Origin of the sequence: Affinundibacterium macrobrachii (assembly GCF_014652415.1) — a bacterium.
Classification (GTDB): Bacteria; Pseudomonadota; Gammaproteobacteria; order Burkholderiales; family Burkholderiaceae_D; genus Undibacterium; species Undibacterium macrobrachii.
Genome location: NZ_BMYT01000003.1, coordinates 124,569 through 145,441 on the forward strand (window position 1 = coordinate 124,569; position 20,873 = coordinate 145,441).

The following is a 20,873-nucleotide window of genomic DNA, read 5'->3' on the forward strand; positions in this document are numbered from 1 at the left end:
ACGCACAATGGACATCGTTATACGCGAAGCCAATACCGAAGATGCGCCGCTGTTGGCGCATCTGACCCGAGCCTGCTGGGCGGGTAAAGTTGCTGCTACCTCATCTGGCCATACCGAAAGCAGTGAAAAAGTCGCTGAAGAACTCAGCTTAGGTGGCGGCTTTATTTTGTTAGTGGATGAAGAACCAGCAGGTTCTGTGCGTTGGTTACCCGTCGATGGTGAAACTAATACTTGGGAAATGCGCCGTATGGGCATACTCCCTGCCTTCCGTGGTGAAGCACTTTCTCAACATTTGCTCGAAGCCGTCATTCATCAAGCGCAAACCTCTGGCGTAGAAGAATTGCGTTTAGGTGTACGTACCGACCAACCGCGCCTAGTTGACTTATATACCGCTTACGAATTTGAGTTGGCTCCCGAACTCGAATATGCGCACGCCAATCCCAATGAACCAATGCCGCATGTGATGCGCCGTTTTCTGCGCTAGCAATCGATTAGCCGCATATATCCCAGTTTGATCGGCGCTCGTGTTTGTGCCTGTGTTTTTGTTTGTCTTTGTCTTTTTCAATTGGAATAATTATGAGTATCTCTATCCCAGAACGCCTGAGTGAACTCCGCGCAGCAATGGCCAAATTCGACGTTGATGCATGCTTGATTCCATCCGCCGACCCACATTTATCCGAATATTTACCAGCACGCTGGCAAGGTCGCGAAGTTTTTTCTGGCTTTACAGGGTCAGTTGCGACTCTCATCGTAACGCAAGATTTTGCTGGTTTATGGGTTGATAGCCGCTACTGGTCACAAGCAGAAATTGAGTTAGCGGGCTCTGGTATCCAGATGATGAAAATCCAATCAGCTGCAGCGACTGCGCATATCGATTGGCTTGCACAGCATTTGCAAGCTGGGCAAACACTAGCGGTTGATGGCAATGTGTTGGGACTAGCAAGTGCTCGTGCATTACAAACAGCCTTAGAGGAAAAACAGATCAAGATCAACACGCAACTCGATCTTTTAAATGAAGTCTGGCATGACCGTCCTGCTCTACCAGATGCAGCGATCTATGAGCACTTAGCACCATTTGCGGTCGTCAGCCGTGCTGACAAGCTCGCCGCAGTACGCGCGCAAATACAAGCCAAGGGGGCAAATTGGCATTTTGTCTCAACGGTTGACGACATCGCGTGGATTTTCAATTTACGTGGTGCGGACGTTAACTACAATCCTGTGTTTGTCTCGCACGCTTTAATTGGCTTGGATAGCGCGACCTTGTTCACACCATTACATAAAGTCTCGCAACAAATCGCTGACAACTTAGCGCAAGACGGTGTTGTCTGTCAGCCCTATGAAAACGCAGCAAGTGCCTTGCAAGTTCTGAATGCTAGCTCAACCCTGTTGATTGATCCACGTCGCATTACTTATGGTTTTCAACAGGCGATTCCCAAACACGTCAAGGTCGTCGAAGCGCTAAATCCATCGGTCTACAACAAATCGCGCAAACATCAAAACGAAGCACAATTCGTTCGCGAAGCCATGGAACAAGACGGTGCTGCATTATGTGAATTCTTTGCTTGGTTCGAACAGACACTGGGTAAGCAGCGCATTACAGAAATCACGATTGACGAGCAAATCTGTGCCGCGCGTGCACGTCAGCCACATTTTATTTCACCCAGCTTTGGTACTATCGCAGGCTTTAACGGGAATGGCGCGATGCCGCATTATCGCGCAACGGCGAATTCGCATGCAGTGATCGAAGGTAATGGTTTGTTATTAATTGATTCAGGAGGCCAGTATCTAAACGGCACCACCGACATCACGCGCGTGGTTCCAGTTGGCACGGTATCCGCCGAACAAAAGCGCGACTTCACGCTGGTATTAAAAGGCATGATCGCACTCTCGCGTATGCAATTCCCGTACGGTACTTACTCCACCGTACTCGATACGGTGGCGCGCGCTCCGATGTGGGCAGAGGGAATTAATTATGGTCATGGTACTGGTCACGGTGTCGGTTACTTCCTCAACGTGCATGAAGGCCCACAATCGATTTCTGGTGCCATTCCGAATAGCGATATGGTGATGGAAATCGGCATGATCACGTCGAATGAGCCTGGCATTTATCGCCCAGGAAAATGGGGCGTACGTATCGAAAATCTCTTATTATGTGTTCCCGCACAAACAACAGAATTCGGCGACTATTTGAAGTTTGAAAGCTTGACCTTATGCCCGATTGATACGCGTTGCATCGCCCTCGACTTAATGCAGCAAGAAGAAATCGATTGGCTAAACGCCTATCATCAAGAAGTACTACAGCGCCTGTCCCCTCGGGTACAAGGCCATGCTTTAAATTGGCTAAAACAACGCACTTTAGCGATCAGCAAATAGAAAGTTAGAGATGAGCGATTCCAAAACGTATATCGTCACGCCAGCCAGCAAACAAGATTTTGCTGGCATTAAAGCACTCTACCAAAGCGTGGCAAGACAAGGTGGCGGGATCGCGCGCACCGAAGAAGAAATCACCGACGATTACATACACCATAATTTAGAAAACGCACTAACACGTGGCATCTGTTACCTTGCAAAATCAGCTGATCAGGTCGTTGGTGAGATCCACGCTTATCGACCTGTGCCGACGCTATTCGCTCATGTGTTATCTGATCTGACGATTGCAGTCCATCCCGATTTTCAAGGATGCGGTGTTGGGCGCGCGATCTTTAGCGCTTTACTCGACGAAGTAAAAGCTAAACATCCGCACATCCTACGCGTCGAGCTTTTTGTCCGTGAATCAAATCTCAAAGCGCAAGCGTTTTACCAAAGCCTAGGCTTCCACATCGAAGGGCGCTTTCAACAACGTGTGCGTCGGCTCGATGGCGAACTCGAAGCGGATATTCCTATGGCATGGGTGCGCCAGAACTAATACAACTAATTCCTATTTTTTTTCAGGGGCAATTACAAATAGCTTTTGAAGTGCGAATAAAAGCATCGGTTGATAAAGCGGATGTACTTCATTGAAAGACGTACATTCCCAATATAATAGTTTAGGCTTTTGATCAGCCAACATTTGTAGGAATCGACCAAGGTAACTATTCATTACCAACTTTCCATGATCAAATAAGTAAAGGTTCTTAATTTTTGAATTTTGAGGCCTCCACAATTCAGGAAATTTTGAAGTTAAATATTCATCATTCCAAATCAACTGTGGACTAATCACGATATAGGTCTGAAAATTTTCAGGCGTACGAAGCAAGACCTCTAAAGTGAACAGTCCTGCCCAAGAATCGCCAACCAAGACACGCTCTTCCGTTCTCGGATATCGCAGTGAAATTTCAGTAATGAGTTCTTCATTTAAAAATCGACGAAATAACTCCGCCCTCCCCAAATTTCGGAAATTCGCTTTATCTATTTCACTCTCACTCGTGCCAACAAAATCAAGCAATTTAGTGTCTTCTATTGCCACTAAAATGATGGGACTAATCATTCGTAATTTGATAGCGTTTTTCACCCAATTTGCAACATAGGAAAAATCATCCGCTGTTTGACTATTGAGAAGATAAACAACAGGAAATGACTTCGTTCGATTTAGTTTATATTCATCTGGCAAATAGACATTAATATGTCGTTTCTCTCTCAAGTTTTCAGAATTGATATCTAGGGACTCAACAATGACTAACGGCTTATTTTCCACTTGTGCAAAGGCAGGCAATACATTCATCAGGCCGAATACAAACAGGGTGGCGATAAGCAGGTGATTGACTGACATACTTTTTTCCATAATTAGGTCATCGAGGGCACGATGATAAAGCTCGCTATAACACGCGCACATTTCGTACAAGATTTCATTTTTGCACTGAAATCGGGGTAAACAACTTACGAAATGCATTCATAGCCGCTGGATGATAAATCGTTGCGTGGGTTTCTTTAGCGAAGTGCTCATAAGTCCAACTCAGCCCTTCTGGTTTACTCGTTGTCAGCATCTGCGCAAATCGTTGAATTGCTGTTGCCATCCCCACTTGACCGCTGCTAGCAAAAAATAAGTTCTTCGCCAATCTAGGCTGCGATTGCAACTTCTTCGCAAAGTCTGCAATCAACTTTTCATCATTCCACCACAAACTAGGATCGATCGCGATATAGGTTTGAAACACATCGGGAGTTTGAAATAAGGTCTCGATCGTAAATAATCCAGCTAAAGACTCACCAACCAAGGCGCGCTCTTGCGTGGTGCGATAGCGTTGTTCGATTTCAGGAATGAGCTCCTTAATCAAAAAGCGACGATACAGTTCCGATCCACCCAAATTCGGTATCGCTTTTTTATCTAATTCGCTTTCGCTAGGCCCGGTCAAATCGCGACGTCGCACGGTATTTTCTATGCCAACTAAGATAAATGGGCGCATGCTGCCATTCGCGATAGAGACTTGCATGAGGCCAGCGATGTGCAAGAAATCTTCCGCTAGCCCACCATCGGGCATGTAAATCACAGGATAGGATTTGCTCTGATTTAACTTGTAATCATCTGGTAAAACCACATTGATGCGCCTTGTTTCTTGCATGGTTTTAGACGCGAGTTCTAAAGATTCGCCGATGATTAATGGTTTGACTGTGACTTGTGCTTGGCTAGTCGATGTAAATGCCAAGCTGATAGCTAGCAAAGCAGTGGAGATAAAGTGATGGAGTTGCATTGTGGTCTCTCAAATGATGGCGATGTGAATTCTCGCTGCGCTCCAAACCTGTCTTTGGGAATATGGGCGCAAAGCCTTGTTAATGCAATTTTGACTAATTAATGAATTACTGTCTATCTAGTCGTGCTAGATCGTGATCTGAAATGAATTTTTTTGCGGAGCTTACTTTGAACCGAAGGTCTTATCAATCTTGTGGTGCTGATTCGGTCATTTGGCTGCTACTTTATATTTTCTCTCACACCGCTCGGAGGCAGGACCGCCCTCACCCCAACCCTCTCCCGCTTGCGGGAGAGGGAGTTTTTGGCGGCAGGTTCGACCTGATTAAAAAATTCTGACAAGAAAAAAGGAGAAAGTCCCAAAAGACTTTCTCCTTTTTTTAGCCTAAATCGTCTGCAAAATTGATCGCAAAATCGACAGCGATCTCGCAACAATTTTCCCGAAGAATTACTCTGCTGTCTTACGACGCGTAGTTGCTTTCTTTGCTGCCGCCTCTTTCGATGATGCAGTTGCTGTCTTCGTCGCTGCGACTTTTACACGACCGCCAGATGGAATCTTTGGTGTTGCGGAAGTTGCACGAGGCTTGCGGACTGGCTTCTCACCTGCCAACTCAGCAGCCACTTTGCTCACGCGTGGTTTGCGTTTTGGCTTTTCGTCTTCTACTGTCGTTTGAATCGCCATCATATCTGGCGTTACTTCGACTGGTGCTGCTTTAGAACGTGAGCGTTTTGGTTTTTCTTCATCCAAAGGACCAGCAGTCATTTTCGAAGCGCGTGGTGCACGTTTCGCTGCGCCCATCTTCACTTCTTTGCCGCCCCAAATTTCTTCCAAACGGTAATAAGCACGAATCGCAGGTTGCATGATGTGTACCACCATGTCGCCCAAATCAACCAGCACCCATTCACCAGTCGCTTCACCTTCCATACCAACGATGTCGCCACCGTTTTCTTTAACCTTGTCGCGTACAGAAGCAGCGAGTGCTTTGGTTTGGCGATTAGAAGTACCTGATACTACGCAAACGCGATCGAACAAGCTGGTGATTTCGGTGGTGTCGAAGATTTGTATGTCTTGACCTTTAACGTCTTCTAATGCGTCGAAGACCAATGTTTGCAGTTTTTTGATATCCATAATGTCCTATCTATCTTAATTTCTTATCATCCTGATTGCTGCGTCACTACTAGGTAGATACTGCATTTATTCAGCTTAATCGTTTTGCGCTAATTGTAAATGTGATGCACTTGAAGATAGTCTAACACCTTGCGTGGAATAAGCGAGGTGGTTTCCTTGGTTTGCCCTTGTTGCTGCAATTCGTCGCGAATTCGTGTTGCAGAAATATCCCAAGCCAGATCAGTTTCTAGCCAAGTTTTACCAAAAGAGCATTGCTTTAGATCTTCAATAGCGCCATTTGCTTGCTGCCAGAGCGCGGCAAATTCGCTGGGTAATGTGTCGAGTTGCAAGCTGTAGCCTGGTCTTGCGGCAACGACGATATGTGCTAAATTAAAAATTTGTTGCCAGTTTTTCCACGTTGCGAAATTGTGAAATTGGTCGGCACCAATTAGCAAAATAAGCGCGATCTCCTCATTTAACTGAGCATTACCCCATTGAGATCGCATATTAGTTAAGGTATCCACCGTGTAGCTAGGAATCTGCGTCGCTGCACGTTCTACCTCTTGTTGGTCGATGCTGTAAGGCACGGATAATTGCCCATCAAATGCCAATTCCAACATCTTAATTCTTTGTTCGGCGCTTGCTTTTAAACCCGCTTTTTGCCAAGGTTGGCCAGCCGGAACTAAGCGCACTTCATCGACTTTAAGCAGCATTGTAAAATGCTGCACCAGTGCGACATGTCCATTATGAACGGGATCAAAACTACCGCCAAAGACCAGCACCGAGCGCTGGATCCTTGTTGCTGCGGCAGGTTCGGAAGGAGCGGATTTTACACCCATTCCTTGTGTACCAAGAAATCAGTCGCCAATTTGGCTTCTGCACTACCCGCTTCGGGCCTCCAATCGTAGCGCCATTTCACGATCGGCGGCATCGACATTAAGATCGATTCAGTACGACCGCCTGACTGCAGACCAAATAGCGTGCCGCGATCAAAGACCAAATTAAATTCTACGTAACGGCCACGACGATAGGCTTGAAAATCGCGTTCAGTTTCGCCATAAGCGAGATCTTTGCGACGTTCGAGAATCGGGCGATAGGCTTTCAAAAAGCCATCACCTACGCTCTTGGTCATCGCAAAGCTTTGTTCAAATGATTGCTCATTAAAATCATCAAAGAAAATACCACCTACGCCACGCGCTTCTTTGCGATGTTTGAGATAGAAATACTCATCACACCATTTTTTAAAGCGTGGATGTAAATCCGCACCAAATGGAGTCAAGGCATCTTTGCAAGTTTGATGAAAATGCTTGGCATCTTCTTCAAAGCCATAATACGGGGTCAAATCCATACCGCCGCCAAACCACCATACCGGATCTTGTCCTTCAGCATAGGTGGTAAAGAAGCGCACATTCATGTGAACGGTTGGTGCATAAGGATTGCGTGGATGGAGCACCAACGACACGCCCATCGCTTCCCAGCGGCGCCCTGCTAATTCCGGACGACTCGCGGCAGCAGATGGTGGCAAGTTTTTACCCATCACATGCGAAAAATTCACACCGCCACGTTCAAATACATTGCCTTCTTCAATCACACGCGAAATACCACCGCCACCTTCTGGACGCTCCCAGCTATCAGTGATAAAGCGGCAGCCATCAACTTCTTCCATCGCAGCAACGATGGAGGCTTGTAGGCCTAGTAAATAGTCTTTAACGGAATTAGCGTCAGTCATGTAATTTCAAGAATTGTGTGCAGTTGATTTATTTTTCTACGGCAGAGGCGCAGAGTACGCCGAGAAATTGAAATTACACCTCTGCGTACTCTGTGCCTCTGCGGTTTAAGTTGTTTGCATTTAGTGCTTGCGCTCAGTGCTTTCGATTCAGTGCACGCCAGCCAATATCTTTACGGTATTGCGCGCCTTTGAATTGAATCTTTTCAACTACATCATAAGCATGTTTTTGCGCAGTTTTGACCGTATCGCCAAGACCGACCACGCATAATACACGGCCACCAGTCACACTCAACTTGCCGCCTGCTAATGCGGTACCAGCATGGAAAGTGATGCAATCAGCAGTTTCTGCAGGAATGCCCGTAATATCTGCACCTTTTTCTGGTGCGTCTGGGTAGCCCGCTGCTGCCATCACCACGCCCATTGCGGTGCGTCTATCCCATTCGAGTTCAACCGTGTCTAGCGTACCGTTAACTGCATGCTCCATCACGCTGATGAAATCTGTTTTGAGACGCGACATAATCGGTTGCGTTTCTGGATCGCCCATGCGGCAATTGAATTCCAAAGTCTTAGGATTGCCCGCTTCATCAATCATCAGACCCGCATACAAAAAGCCTGTGAACACGATGCCGTCTTTCGCCATGCCTTGCACAGTCGGTTGAATAATTTCGCGCATCACGCGCGCATGCAATTGTGGCGTCACGATCGGTGCTGGGGAATACGCGCCCATGCCGCCAGTGTTTGGCCCTTGGTCATGATCAAGCAAGCGCTTGTGATCTTGGCTAGTCGCTAATGGCAAAATATTTTTGCCATCCACCATCACGATAAAACTCGCTTCTTCGCCAGCCAAAAATTCTTCAATGACGACACGCGCACCGGCATCACCAAGCTTGTTATCCGATAACATCATATCGACCGCAGCATGTGCTTCGTCAGCAGTCATCGCTACCACGACGCCCTTACCTGCCGCCAAGCCATCCGCCTTAATCACGATAGGCGCGCCTTTTTTGTTCAGATAGTCATGTGCTGCTTGTAAGTCGGAGAAGGTTTGGTATTCCGCAGTGGGAATATGGTGACGGTGCATGAAGGCTTTAGCAAAATCTTTAGAGCTTTCGAGTTGTGCTGCTTCTTTTGTTGGTCCAAAAATTTTCAGACCTTTTTCACGGAAGATATTCACGATACCCGCCGCGAGTGGCACTTCTGGCCCCACCACGGTGAGGCCAATATGCTCTTGAATCGCGAACTCCGCCAAAGCATGCGGATCGGTGATATTGATATTCTTCAGGTTTTTATTCAATTCTGTACCGCCATTTCCTGGCGCAACAAAAATCGTTTGCGCACGTTCAGATTGCGCTAATTTCCATGCCAATGCATGTTCACGACCACCGGAGCCGACTACGAGAATTTTCATTATTTACTCTGAATAGTTGAGTTGAATTGATGTTTGCTACGAATTGCGACTTTTTCGCTAAATCAAAACGCGAACCTAAGATGTTTCAGAAATTCAATTTCAGGGATGCTGCGCTAGGCGCGCACCGGAGCAATACGTCGGTATTGCGAGGATGCGCAACAACGCGAAGCGCCCTGTAATTTAATTTATAAGCATCTTATTCTTCGATGATGGCATTCGTAAATACTTCCTGCACATCATCAAGATTTTCTAATGCATCAATAATTTTCTGCATCTTGATCGCATCTTCGCCTGTGAAAACCGTTTCAGTTTGCGGCTTCATCACGACTTCTGCGACTTCTGATTTAAAACCTGCTTTTTCTAAAGCATCTTTCAATGCCGACAAATCATGTGGTGGGCAAGTGACTTCAATACCGCCTTCATCATCCGTGATCACATCATCTGCACCGGCTTCTAACGCGGCTTCCATCAGCGCATCTTCATTTGTGCCGGGTGCAAAAAACATTTGACCGCAATGCGTGAACAGAAACGCCACCGAACCTTCGGTGCCCATATTGCCGCCATGCTTGTTAAATGCATGACGCACTTCAGCTACCGTACGCACACGATTATCGGTCATACAATCAACAATAATCGCTGCGCCACCGATACCGTAACCTTCATAGCGAACTTCTTCGTAATTGGCACCTTCCAAAGTTCCGGCTCCGCGTTGAATCGCACGTGTGACGTTTTCCTTGGGCATATTTGCATCAGTAGCTTTATCCACTGCCAAACGCAGACGTGGGTTAGAAGCAATGTCTTCGCCGCCCATACGCGCTGCAACCGTGATTTCTTTAATCAAGCGTGTCCAGATCTTGCCGCGCTTTGCGTCGGTCGCTGCTTTTTTATGCTTGATGTTGGCCCATTTACTATGTCCTGCCATGATTATTCTTTCTAAAATTGACAATGCTTTGCAATGATCTGTGAAGATTTGCGGTAATTTTCGCCTTGCGCTGACTAATTTAGATGTCGCGCCGGAAACTTTGCAAAGGATTGGTTTTATAATGAAGACCGCTATTCTAACATAGAGCACTTAGGCAAAACCGCTGTGATCTGCTTAGGATAGTGTGGATCACCTAAGTTTTCGAACTAGATTTGAACAATTATCTCTTTTTATTGATCTTCAACCCAGGCAAATCATGTCAAAACCACTCTTAGTCGCCAAATCCATTGCGAAAAATCAAATTTTTGATCTTCATTTGCTGTCTGATTGGGCAAATCGTCATGGCTGCATTACTGGCGCCACCGGCACCGGTAAAACCGTGACCTTGCAAGTGTTGGCACAATCGTTTTCGGATATCGGCGTGCCGGTGTTTATGGCCGATGTCAAAGGTGACTTATCTGGCATGGCGCAAGCGGGACAATTAAGCCCGAAGATGCAACAACGTATAGAGATGTTGGGTATCGAAGCGCCAAACTGGCAAGCTTGCCCAGTTACTTTTTGGGACGTTTTTGGCAAACAAGGTCATCCAGTACGCGCAACGATTTCTGATCTAGGACCTTTGCTATTAGGTCGAATGTTGAATTTGAACGAAACCCAAGAAGGTGTTCTGCAACTCGCATTCAAAATCGCCGATGACAATGGCTTGCTATTATTGGACATCAAAGATTTGCGCGCGATGTTGCAATACTTGGGTGATAACGCTTCTGAATTTCAAACCGAATACGGCAATATCTCCGCCGCCAGCATAGGTGCGATTCAACGGGCTTTGCTGGCAATCGCAGAGCAAGGTGGCGAAGAATTTTTCGGCGAGCCCATGCTCAATCTTGACGACATGATGCAAACCGATACAAGTGGCAAAGGTTTCATCAATATTCTGGCAGCAGATCAACTCTTGCAAGCGCCGCGCTTGTACTCAACATTCCTGCTGTGGATGCTTTCTGAATTGTATGAAAACCTGCCGGAAGTCGGTGATGTAGCGCAACCGAAGATGGTATTTTTCTTCGACGAAGCGCATCTCTTATTTGATGAAGCACCCAAAGTTTTACTACAAAAAATCGAGCAAGTTGTGCGCTTAATTCGTTCTAAAGGCGTTGGCGTGTATTTCGTCACGCAAAACCCGCTCGATATTCCGGACACGGTGCTCGGTCAACTCGGCAATCGCGTACAACATGCGCTACGTGCTTATACGCCACGTGACCAAAAGGCAGTACAAGCAGCAGCAGAAACCTTCCGCCCCAATCCTGAACTCGACACGGTCGCGGTGATTAGTGAACTGGGTGTGGGTGAAGCTTTGATTTCTTTCTTGGATGAGAAAGGCCGTCCGAATATGGTACAACGCGGCTTTATCGTTCCGCCCGCGTCACAAATAGGTGCAATCACAGCCGAGCAAAGACAAACTATCATTGCGAATTCTATCGTCGCAGGCGTCTATGAAAAAGCGATTGATCGTGAATCTGCCTATGAAAAAATCAAAGGTCGCGTCGCGCAAAATAACGCAAGCAATAGTCAGCCTGCTCCAACAGCGGGCAATGACAATCAAGCTTGGGGCCGCTCTTCAAACAATACGCTGCAAACAAATTCTCAACAACCAGCACAAGAATCCGATGGCGGTGGAATTGCTGGTGCATTAGGCGGCATGTTCGGCAATTTATTCGGTGGTTCTGGCATACGACGCAAAGACAATGTGGCCGAAACCATGGTCAAATCCGCCGTGCGTACGATAGGCTCACAAGTCGGGCGCGAGATTATTCGTGGCGTATTAGGATCGATCATGAAGAAACGCTAAACATGACCGGTTGGGTGGCAGGCGCGAATACATCTATGCCGCCCACGCACAATTGGTTTGATTCAGCACCGCCTCCTTCAACACAGCAACACTTCATCATAAGCATCATGCAACTCATCATCGCCGCCGTTGGTCACAAAATGCCTTCATGGATAGAAACTGGCTTTCAGGAATACGCCAAACGTATGCCGCCTGAAGCACGCATTCATCTGAAAGAAATCAAACCAATTGAACGCTCCGGCAGCAAGACCGCCGAAACTGTGATGGCACTCGAAAAAGAAAAGATCGAAGCGGTCATCCCGAAAAATGCGCGCATCATCGCACTTGATGAACGCGGCAAAGATTTAACCTCAGTCGGGCTCGCCAAACAATTAACCGATTGGCAGCAAGATGGGCGTGATGTGGTGTTTGTAATTGGCGGTGCGGATGGTTTAGACGCCGAGTTCAAAGCAAAGGCGGATGGTTTGATTCGTATTTCGAGTTTAACTTTGCCGCATGGCATGGTGCGTGTATTATTAGCAGAACAACTCTATCGCGCTTGGTCGATTACGCAAAACCACCCTTACCATCGGGTATAAAAAATAATGCGACCGCGCCCTGCTTCAGGATTTTAGCTATGTCGCAACACCGAAAAATTTATCTCGCTTCCAAAAGCCCACGTCGACGCGAGTTACTGCGTCAAGTCGGTATTGATTTTGAAGTTTTACTATTACGCGATGCACCGCCGCGTGGACCCGACGTGACCGAGATCGTACTGCCAGGTGAATTACCAGAAGCCTATGTCGGGCGTGTCACCCAAGAAAAAGCACAAGCGGCTTGGGATGCTGTGCTAGCAAGACGCTTATTCCCGCTCCCTGTCTTAGCCGCTGATACCACAGTAGTGATCGCGCAAGAGATTTTAGGCAAACCCGCCAATCGTGACGAAGCGATCAGCATGCTCAGTAAATTGGCAGGAAATACGCATCAAGTGCTCACTAGCATCGCGATCAAATACCAACACCAACTTCTACAATGTACGCAAAAATCCGAGGTGACATTCGCGGCATTAAGCGACGTGCAAATCGCCGCCTACTGCGATAGCGCAGAACCGTATGACAAAGCTGGCGGCTATGGCATACAAGGTATGGCAGCACGATTTATCAGTCATATCAATGGCAGCTATTCAGGCATCATGGGTCTCCCTTTATACGAGACTAGCGACCTATTAGAACGCTTAAATCCACACTAAAGTGCAGCACTAAATAACAAATATAAGACACAGCACTGCTTACAAAATTCGAATTCAAAATTTAACGGAAACCCAGCCATGAGCGAAAGTCTATTAATCAACGTCACGCCGCAAGAAACCCGCGTAGCCCTGATTTTTCAGGGAGCAGTACAAGAATTACATATCGAACGCACGCTATCACGCGGCCTGGTTGGCAATATTTATTTAGGCAAAGTCGTGCGCGTTTTACCCGGCATGCAATCCGCTTTTATCGACATCGGTCTCGAACGCGCTGCGTTCTTACACGTTGCCGATATCTGGGATGCGCGTCCTCAAGGGCACGAAGGCAATCCAAATAATGTGCCACTCACGCCTATCGAGAAACTCTTGTTTGATGGTCAGGCAATCACCGTGCAAGTCGTGAAAGACCCAATCGGCACCAAGGGCGCACGCCTCTCCACGCAAATTTCGATTGCGGGGCGCATGCTCGTATTTTTACCGCAAGATTCCCACATCGGCATTTCACAAAGAATCGAAAACGAAGAAGAACGCGAAGCCCTGCGCACCAAAGTACAAGGCTTAATGTTAGAAGATGAAAAAGGCGGTTTCATCGTGCGTACGATGGCAGAAGACGCGTCGGAAGAAGATCTGCGCACCGACATCGAATACCTACGCCGCACTTGGTCCACCATTACCAAACTCGCCAAAACCAAACCACCGTGCAGCCTCTTGCACCAAGATCTCAATCTAGCACAACGGGTTTTGCGCGACTTCGTCAACGAAGAAACCAGCAGCATACAAATTGATTCGCGTGAAAATTTTTTGATGCTGCAAGAATTCGGTCGCACCTACACACCGTCGGTTTTGCCCAAGCTCCAGCATTACACAGGTGAGCGTCCGCTGTTTGATCTCTATAGCGTAGAGGAAGAAATCGAACGCGCACTTGGTCGTCGCGTCAATCTCAAATCGGGTGGCTACCTGATCATCGATCAAACCGAAGCAATGACTACCATCGACGTCAACACCGGCAGCTTTGTCGCAGGCCGCAATTTTGACGATACGATTTTCAAAACCAATCTCGAAGCCGCCATCGCCATCGCCCGCCAACTACGTCTGCGCAACTTAGGCGGCATCATCATCCTCGACTTAATCGATATGGAAAGTCAGGAACATAAGGATGCGGTGCTTGCAGAACTTAACAAAGCCCTGTCACGCGATCGCACCAAACTCTCAGTATCTACCTTCTCTGCCTTAGGCTTAGTCGAAGTCACCCGCAAACGCACACGCGAATCACTAGCCCATGTGCTATGCGAGCCCTGCCCTGCCTGCAGCGGCAAAGGCCAAGTCAAAACCGCCCGCACCATCTGCTACGAAATCCTGCGCGAACTACTACGCGAAGCCAAACAATTCAACCCAAGAGAATTCCGCATCATGGCATCGCAAGTGGTGGTTGATATGTTTTTGGAAGAAGAATCGCAACACTTGGCGATGCTGGGGGATTTTATTGGTAAGCCAATTTCACTGCAGGTGGAGAATGTGTTTCATCAGGAGCAGTACGATATTATTTTGATGTAAAGAATTAAATTAATTCACAGCCTACTGTAGCTGGTGAATTGGACTGCATATGAATCTTCACTCGCAAATATTTCTTGTTATTCCCATACAGTGAGATGTATACCTATTACTTCGGACTAAATTTAAAAGCCTTTCCTTACTTTATTTTTACTTCCATGCATAAATCACTTATTGCTGTCGCGCTTTACATTTGTGCATCAGCTTTCAACTTCTCGAACGCGCAGTTTGCTGATTTCAAAACAACGGAAAAAGTATTAGGCAAGATGATCAAAAACCGTAGCAGCAATTTTGTCGTTAGCGGTGATGGGCAGCGTATTGCCTACGTCGTCGGTACAGGTCGATACGACGCGGAAATGGGGCCAAGCGAAAGTTGGGAAAAATATCACCTCGTGGTAGACGGCAAAGTGGGAAAACCATATCGTCGAATTTCAGAAGTACAATTCAGTCCAGATAGTCAACGTGTAGGCTACATTAGCACTACTGCCGTCATCATTGATGGCAAGGAAGATCAGGCATTCGGAGAGAGCGCCACTGATGCGGTCAATCAACAGATTCGTGAACTATATGGCTTACGTTTTAGCGCTGATAGTAAGTCGTACGCTTACGCCACATCTAGTATCAACGCAGAAGGTCCTGCTTTCATCGTTCTCAATGGGATAAAACTAAAAAGCTATGCTCGTGTCCATAATCCTCTATTTAGCCCTGACGGCAAACACATCGCCTACTCTGCTCAAATTGCCAATCCCCGGCGCGAATTGGTTATATTAGATAATAAGGAAGGTCCGACTTTTGATCATCTCATCGAAGACGATAATCTCAAGTTTAGCCCCGACAGCTCAAAATTAACTTATCTCGCCTGGCCAAAACATAACAAGCCAGCGCAATACATCATGGTCAACAATGGTCGTGAACATGTCGTTTTACTGGGTGGTGAAAAATGGCGAACGTTTAGTCCTGATAGTAAACATTTAGCTTACGCTTTTGAAACTGAGCACAAGAAAAAAACTATATTGGTCGATCAGAAAATCGGCCAGCTCTTTAATGCTTGGGGTTTAAGTGCTCCCATATTCAGTCCTGACAGCCAACGTATAGCATTTGTCGTGACGACACATAATCCGTCCTTACGCAAGGGACAAGTATACACTGTGCTCGATGGGAAAAGTGGTAAGGTCTACCAAGAACTTCTGCTACAGCAGCCTATATTTAGCGCCGACAGTCAACATTTCGCCTATGGCGCCTTCAATGGAACTTCTTGGATGACGGTCGTTGACGGTATCGAGGGTACCCATTTCAATAGCGTGCGCGACTTACAATTTAATCCAACCAAGGAAGGACTTGCCTTTATCGCTCAAGTCGGCGACAAATTTTGTGTCAGTTACCGCGGCACCAACGGAACATTGTTCGATCAAGTTGTGGACCTACAATTTAGCGATGATGGGAATACGCTCGCCTATGCCGCACTGAACTCAAAAGACAAAAAATGGCGAGTAATTATCAATGGAAAAGAAAGCCCACCATACGATTTTATATTAGCGAAAGATGCTTACGACCATAAAACCTCCACGCCGCAATCACAAAGTAGCTTGCGTTTTATATCCAACAATCAATTGCAATTCCTTGCAACGCGCGGTGATCGACTTATTTCTGTCAAATTGCAAATACCGTAACTCGGCAAGGCGTGGATATGCGCGCTTTCTTGCCCACGCGGATTCAATGCTTAGTCGACCAACGCTTCTCCGTGTACTTAATACATTTCTCCTTTTTCGACCGTAACGCGTGGGGGATTTCATTGGTAAGCCAATTTCACTGCAGGTGGAGAATGTGTTTCATCAGGAACAGTACGATATTATTTTGATGTGATTTTTTTATACTTTAAAATCAATTACTTAAAGGTTCTTTCACAATAAATATCGACTTAGCTACAAAGCTAGCTACAAATAGTTTTACGGCAGTCACTCCCTGCTTAAGACAAATTCGCGCATAAAAGGCTATGGACAATTCATGAACAATTTAAAACGTTTGAGCGACGAAGAGTGCCAAAATATTCGCGATCAACTTTTCCTTAAGCTCAATTCGGATGAAGCACCATTTGCCTTAAACAAAGATGAAGAGAAATTCGGCCCAGATGATTGGGCTTGGCTATTTCTTAGGATGAATAAGAAATACCAGTTTGCTTATTCTAATCACCCCAAAGCCATGAATGAACTCAAGATTTTGGAATTCGTTCACGAAAAAGACCTATGCAATATTCACGCTGACCTCGATGAACGCTGCCGAAGAAGTTTCGGGCTGGCAGCTTGGTTAGACTACACGCAGCCGATTTTGCCGGAACTAAAAAATGAAGTTGATTCCTGGTTTGCACCTTTAAAGGCAGCAATTCCCGAAGATCACTCGCGCCGAACGGTAAGCAAAGAAATATATATTAGGCCACTGGGTCCACAATCACAAAAGCTGGACAAGTATCCTTATCATCTAATCGAAGAAACACCTTTTGGCTATCGAATTAGAGGACTACCAATTACATCTCGCCATGGAATTCGAGATGACCTTGGTTGCATCGCTTTCGCCGTTGATTGCAGTGTCCCTCCAAGTGGACAAATCACGACGCTAAAAAAGATTGCACACAAAATCCGAAGCATCTTAATGGATAGTAATGAATTAACGGATACCGAGTTGAATGAGACGATGATCTTGGAAATTAAAAACAGTGAGAATTTTAATTACATGAACTTCAAAATAGCAGGTGGAGCGGAAGATATTGTTCGAGATTATGAAATTGTGTGGCGCGCCGTTTACCTTAATGTACTTGGTCCAATCACAATGCAGATCGAAAAAATATTAGGTGAAGTAAAGGATGTATATCAAGAGTTGCAAGATGATGGCTTTGCAAAGCCATCCAGCCTCCTACGATTTAAGTACAATCTGGTCAATTCAAAGGATCTCGATGGGTTATCTCGGAATGGGGGCAACTATTTAAAATGCTTAGTCTTAATTGCTCAACTACACGATCAAGGATTTGGCAACAATCAGATTGCGCAAATTTTCAATCTTTGCAGCGAAACCGGAAAATACAAGAATACTTGGCGGGAGCAACTACACAACAAAATTGACGAATACATTGTCGAAGCTAAAGATATGATTAACGGTGGATATCGTCTATTAATTCAAACACAAAAGCCCGACCAAAACCAAAGTTAAACCTAAGAACCAATTCAAATCACAAAAATGGCCGCTTGTCAAACGATAAGCGGCCATTTTCGTTTGCAGCACTGTTTTCAAACCACCTCTCTCGCTTCTGACGCCCTGTCTTTAACAGTTCAAAGTATGGGCTGATTCGGGCCTGAATCTTTCATAAATCAATTGGAGCTTAAACATGAAACATTCAATCAAAGTGTGTGACGATGAGCAGAGAACAACTAATAAAAATCAGGTCATGAGTCCAGAACTGCTTGCGCTCATAGAGCGTGTGCGATCAGTCGTCAATGACCGCCTTCTTAGACTTACTCAAGTCAAAGTGAAGACTGGGCTAGCGTCTTCTACGATTTGGAAATATGTAAAGCACGGAACACTACCACCACCCATACGCATTGGTTCTCGTTCTGCATGCTGGAAAGAATCAGAAATTAGTGCATGGATTGAGGCTAACGCTTTTGCTTCACGTTCTGAGAAACCCGTGAATATAAAAATGTTTGTCGCCTTACTGATCGATTCAAAAATTCATTCAGATTGATTCAAGCGCTAGTTGAAGTGACTAAATGTTTGATCCAGAAAATATTTTGAATGAAACCAAAATCAGGAGCTGTAAAAATGAGAAATACTAAACGTCATCAACAACAACCGCATGCATTGCGCTTAGGTGACATGCTAAAGGTGGTTTTACCACCCGACGAACAACTCCTAGGTGAAATGATGCTTGCAAAATCAATTGGGATGCTAGCTGGTCCACGAGGTTCTGGAAAGTCATGGCTCGCACTTCTAATCGGTTACGCAATAGCCTGTAGCAAGACACTTCCCCCATGGGGAACGGGTGCCGGTGTACCGGTTGCAATTCTTGACGGAGAAATGCGAGCCGCTGGCTTACAAGATCGCATCGCACTGATTCATGCTTACAACACCAATCAAAAATCTATCAAAGATGCCGAAAACAATCTTCATATTATTAGTAGAGACTTCATGGGCGATGCGATTGGCTCAATCGATACAGAAGAGGGGCAGAAAAGTATTAATGACCTCATCGAGCCTGAAGTGAAATTAATCATCATTGACAATTTATCCGCATGGACATCTGGGGGACGTGAGGACAGCAATTCATGGGCTAAGGTAAAAAATTGGTTGATAAAAATGCGTCTGCAAGGTGTCGCCATTTTGTTAATTCATCACACAGGAAAAAACGGCCAGCAACGTGGAAGTAGCTCGCATGAAGACTTGCTAGATTACTCTATTTTGCTAAGCCCACTCCCGAGCAGCCAAAATCGACAAGATACTCGCTTTTCAATTGAGCACACGAAACTCAGGGACTACATTCCTGAATTGCGACAAACTTTCGAATACTCAATTTGGAGCGAAGACGGCGCATTCCGCTTCGATGGAGCTCCAGCAGGAGTCAAGCTCTCTGTGAATGAAGCAGATATGTTGCGCTTACGTGAAGAGGGTCTCTCCCTTGAAGCCATCGCAACCAAATTAGGCATCAACAAATCAACCGTCAGCCGCTGCCTTAAAAAGTTACGCGATTCATCACAGGATAACGATTTAATCGAATAGGCTGCATTTTTTGACTACCGTTGCACTGTTGCATGCGCTAAGTGAACGCAACAATGCAACATAAAAAAGACTGGCATGGGTGTGTACTCATATGGCAAAACACCGCAATCGCGAGCGGTAATTTTCACGGCAACAGCTGTCGTGCCATCACAGTAATACCGTAATACCGTAACTAATGCACTCACATCACCAACACCAGTCAGACAATATTTAGATATGCCGATGTATCAATGGTCACTACTTAGACAGTCGATACATGCTGCCAACGTACCTCACACAGAGATATGAGTATTACTAAACTAAGGACATTAAATGAATAACGATAAAAAGAACCTAAAACATATCGAAGATTGCATCATGGTAGATACACTTGGCTTGCGAGTCAAAAACGTACACGGTGCTAAGCTACCTAAGACTTTTTCACGAGTTAGTGATGATCTTCAATTTGCAGCTAGTACGGAGTGGTCAAAAGCCAGCATAAAAGCTGCATCAGGCAAACTATCACTTCGAGTTCGTGGAATCAAAAAAACCGGCGATCTCCTTGTTGAAGGTAGTAATGGATTCCACTACCAAGGTCACAATATAGTCTCGTCTAATGATGTAACTATGAGTGCTTTCTCTATGCTGCATGCGCTTAAAGAACAGCATGAATTAGAGATCGACAAATTCCGCCAGCGGAACTTCATCCAAGGTGACGATATCGAGATCACAAGAATTGACACGCCGATTATGCTTAAAATACCTGATGGTCTTCAGAAAAGCAGCATCATTAATGCACTTGCATTTGCCGGATTTCGTAGCGGAGTAAATACTAGCGTGTACATAGACGAAACTGTATATTTCGATCAGAGCTCTCAGGACGTAGCCCTTAAAGCGTACGATAAAACATCTGAGATGCAAAAGAAGCGGCCAAAAATCCAGTTGCCAACTACGACCAATACTCCCACGCTTAACCAACTCTCGGAGAATACTATTCGTTTTGAGGCTGTGTATCGAAAGAAATACTTTAAGAATGATCCATTTTTCAAGCAGCATGAGATGGTTACTCCCGTTATGTTAACACCTCCAGTGCTCGCTGCAATGTTAATGGAATTATTTGAAAAATATGATTTGAGGGGTAGTTTGCGCCAGCGCTTAAGGGAAGAAGATTTGTGGCGCATACGTTCACCATATCGAACGACTGTCGCCCTCTGGCAAAGTGGCGTATCACTACTCAAGATGTTTGATAACAAAATCACTATGCTACAAAAACACCAACGGATCATTAAAAATGACTACGGAATAAATATTTCTGCACCGCCACCTGGAGAAATTTATGTTCCGATTGAGCTTGGTGAAATTCTGGCCATCGAAAATTTTGTGCCAGTACCAGCGGCAATTCGCTCAGACCCAGTACTATTCTACGAACGCGATATGCGCACTGAATGGAAACAGATTTGTGGCGAATTGGGATTTACGAGAGGAATAGGCGCAACATACATCAGTGCCGACCAGACGACAGATGTTGAAGAATATCGTGCGATGCGCAAACGACGAGGAATAAATTAGCGGAACAATGTCCTAATCAAGTGGGCTGGCCTATCTACTAATCACTTAGTGCCGCCCCACCATTCCGCTCAAAAGCATCAATTGAATTTCCAACAAATGGATCATCAAA

Annotated in this window: 19 protein-coding genes; 12 read left to right on the top strand and 7 right to left on the bottom strand. The window is 45.8% G+C overall.

Annotated elements, in window-relative coordinates:
• Positions 1-7 precede the first annotated feature (7 nt).
• The 3 genes from IE103_RS09550 to IE103_RS09560 all read left to right on the top strand — a co-directional run bounded on the left by IE103_RS09550 (position 8) and on the right by IE103_RS09560 (position 2,905).
• The gene (locus tag IE103_RS09550) at positions 8-484 is read left to right on the top strand and encodes a GNAT family N-acetyltransferase (protein ID WP_189345907.1); all 477 of its coding nucleotides are present in this window, start codon (positions 8-10) and stop codon (positions 482-484) included.
• Between the two features lie 92 nt (positions 485-576).
• Positions 577-2,373 (top strand): aminopeptidase P family protein, encoded by a 1,797-nt coding sequence (locus IE103_RS09555; protein WP_189345908.1) that lies wholly within the window; start codon positions 577-579, stop codon positions 2,371-2,373.
• A gap of 10 nt (positions 2,374-2,383) precedes the next feature.
• Positions 2,384-2,905 carry a GNAT family N-acetyltransferase gene (locus IE103_RS09560; RefSeq protein ID WP_189345909.1) on the top strand — a complete coding sequence of 174 codons (522 nt, stop codon included), beginning with the start codon at positions 2,384-2,386 and terminating at the stop codon, positions 2,903-2,905.
• Positions 2,906-2,917: 12 nt separating this feature from the next.
• Here IE103_RS09560 and IE103_RS09565 read toward each other — a convergent pair whose 3' ends face one another.
• From IE103_RS09565 to IE103_RS09595, 7 genes are all read right to left on the bottom strand, one after another.
• Positions 2,918-3,748 (bottom strand): alpha/beta hydrolase, encoded by an 831-nt coding sequence (locus IE103_RS09565; RefSeq protein WP_189345910.1) that lies wholly within the window; start codon positions 3,746-3,748, stop codon positions 2,918-2,920.
• A gap of 76 nt (positions 3,749-3,824) precedes the next feature.
• Complete coding sequence (locus tag IE103_RS09570) at positions 3,825-4,664, bottom strand: alpha/beta hydrolase (protein ID WP_189345911.1); 840 nt, start codon at positions 4,662-4,664, stop codon at positions 3,825-3,827.
• Positions 4,665-5,108: 444 nt separating this feature from the next.
• On the bottom strand, positions 5,109-5,789 hold the full coding sequence (rsfS, locus tag IE103_RS09575; RefSeq protein WP_189345912.1) for a ribosome silencing factor: 681 nt from the start codon (positions 5,787-5,789) through the stop codon (positions 5,109-5,111).
• An 89-nt stretch (positions 5,790-5,878) separates the two neighbouring features.
• Positions 5,879-6,607: a nicotinate (nicotinamide) nucleotide adenylyltransferase gene (gene nadD / locus IE103_RS09580; RefSeq protein WP_189345913.1), complete on the bottom strand. Its 729-nt coding sequence runs from the start codon at positions 6,605-6,607 to the stop codon at positions 5,879-5,881.
• On the bottom strand, positions 6,598-7,497 hold the full coding sequence (gene hemF, locus IE103_RS09585; RefSeq protein ID WP_189345914.1) for an oxygen-dependent coproporphyrinogen oxidase: 900 nt from the start codon (positions 7,495-7,497) through the stop codon (positions 6,598-6,600). Before hemF ends, nadD begins: the two co-directional genes overlap by 10 nt.
• A gap of 133 nt (positions 7,498-7,630) precedes the next feature.
• The gene (gene purD / locus IE103_RS09590; RefSeq protein WP_189345915.1) at positions 7,631-8,905 is read right to left on the bottom strand and encodes a phosphoribosylamine--glycine ligase; all 1,275 of its coding nucleotides are present in this window, start codon (positions 8,903-8,905) and stop codon (positions 7,631-7,633) included.
• Positions 8,906-9,101: 196 nt separating this feature from the next.
• Positions 9,102-9,827, bottom strand: coding sequence for a YebC/PmpR family DNA-binding transcriptional regulator (locus IE103_RS09595; protein ID WP_189345916.1), 726 nt, complete (start codon positions 9,825-9,827; stop codon positions 9,102-9,104).
• A 256-nt stretch (positions 9,828-10,083) separates the two neighbouring features.
• Between IE103_RS09595 and IE103_RS09600 the strand changes: the two genes are divergently transcribed.
• The 9 genes from IE103_RS09600 (at position 10,084) to IE103_RS09640 (ending at position 20,764) form a co-directional block, all read left to right on the top strand.
• Positions 10,084-11,673 carry a helicase HerA-like C-terminal domain-containing protein gene (locus tag IE103_RS09600; protein WP_189345917.1) on the top strand — a complete coding sequence of 530 codons (1,590 nt, stop codon included), beginning with the start codon at positions 10,084-10,086 and terminating at the stop codon, positions 11,671-11,673.
• A 107-nt stretch (positions 11,674-11,780) separates the two neighbouring features.
• Complete coding sequence (gene rlmH / locus IE103_RS09605; RefSeq protein WP_189346337.1) at positions 11,781-12,251, top strand: 23S rRNA (pseudouridine(1915)-N(3))-methyltransferase RlmH; 471 nt, start codon at positions 11,781-11,783, stop codon at positions 12,249-12,251.
• A gap of 38 nt (positions 12,252-12,289) precedes the next feature.
• Positions 12,290-12,901: a Maf family protein gene (locus IE103_RS09610; protein WP_189345918.1), complete on the top strand. Its 612-nt coding sequence runs from the start codon at positions 12,290-12,292 to the stop codon at positions 12,899-12,901.
• Positions 12,902-12,979: 78 nt separating this feature from the next.
• The gene (gene rng / locus IE103_RS09615) at positions 12,980-14,455 is read left to right on the top strand and encodes a ribonuclease G (protein WP_189345919.1); all 1,476 of its coding nucleotides are present in this window, start codon (positions 12,980-12,982) and stop codon (positions 14,453-14,455) included.
• A 155-nt stretch (positions 14,456-14,610) separates the two neighbouring features.
• Positions 14,611-16,122, top strand: a complete 1,512-nt coding sequence (locus IE103_RS09620) for a PD40 domain-containing protein (protein WP_189345920.1) — start codon at positions 14,611-14,613, stop codon at positions 16,120-16,122.
• 334 nt (positions 16,123-16,456) lie between these two features.
• Entirely contained in the window at positions 16,457-17,653 is a 1,197-nt protein-coding gene (locus tag IE103_RS09625) for a hypothetical protein (RefSeq protein ID WP_189345921.1), read from the top strand.
• Positions 17,654-17,828: 175 nt separating this feature from the next.
• A complete protein-coding gene (locus tag IE103_RS09630; RefSeq protein WP_229827203.1) occupies positions 17,829-18,185 on the top strand; it encodes a helix-turn-helix transcriptional regulator in 357 nt (118 codons plus the stop codon).
• A 50-nt stretch (positions 18,186-18,235) separates the two neighbouring features.
• Positions 18,236-19,216: an AAA family ATPase gene (locus IE103_RS09635; protein WP_189345922.1), complete on the top strand. Its 981-nt coding sequence runs from the start codon at positions 18,236-18,238 to the stop codon at positions 19,214-19,216.
• Positions 19,217-19,528: 312 nt separating this feature from the next.
• Positions 19,529-20,764, top strand: a complete 1,236-nt coding sequence (locus IE103_RS09640; RefSeq protein WP_189345923.1) for a phage/plasmid replication protein, II/X family — start codon at positions 19,529-19,531, stop codon at positions 20,762-20,764.
• The last annotated feature ends 109 nt before the right edge of the window (positions 20,765-20,873 follow it).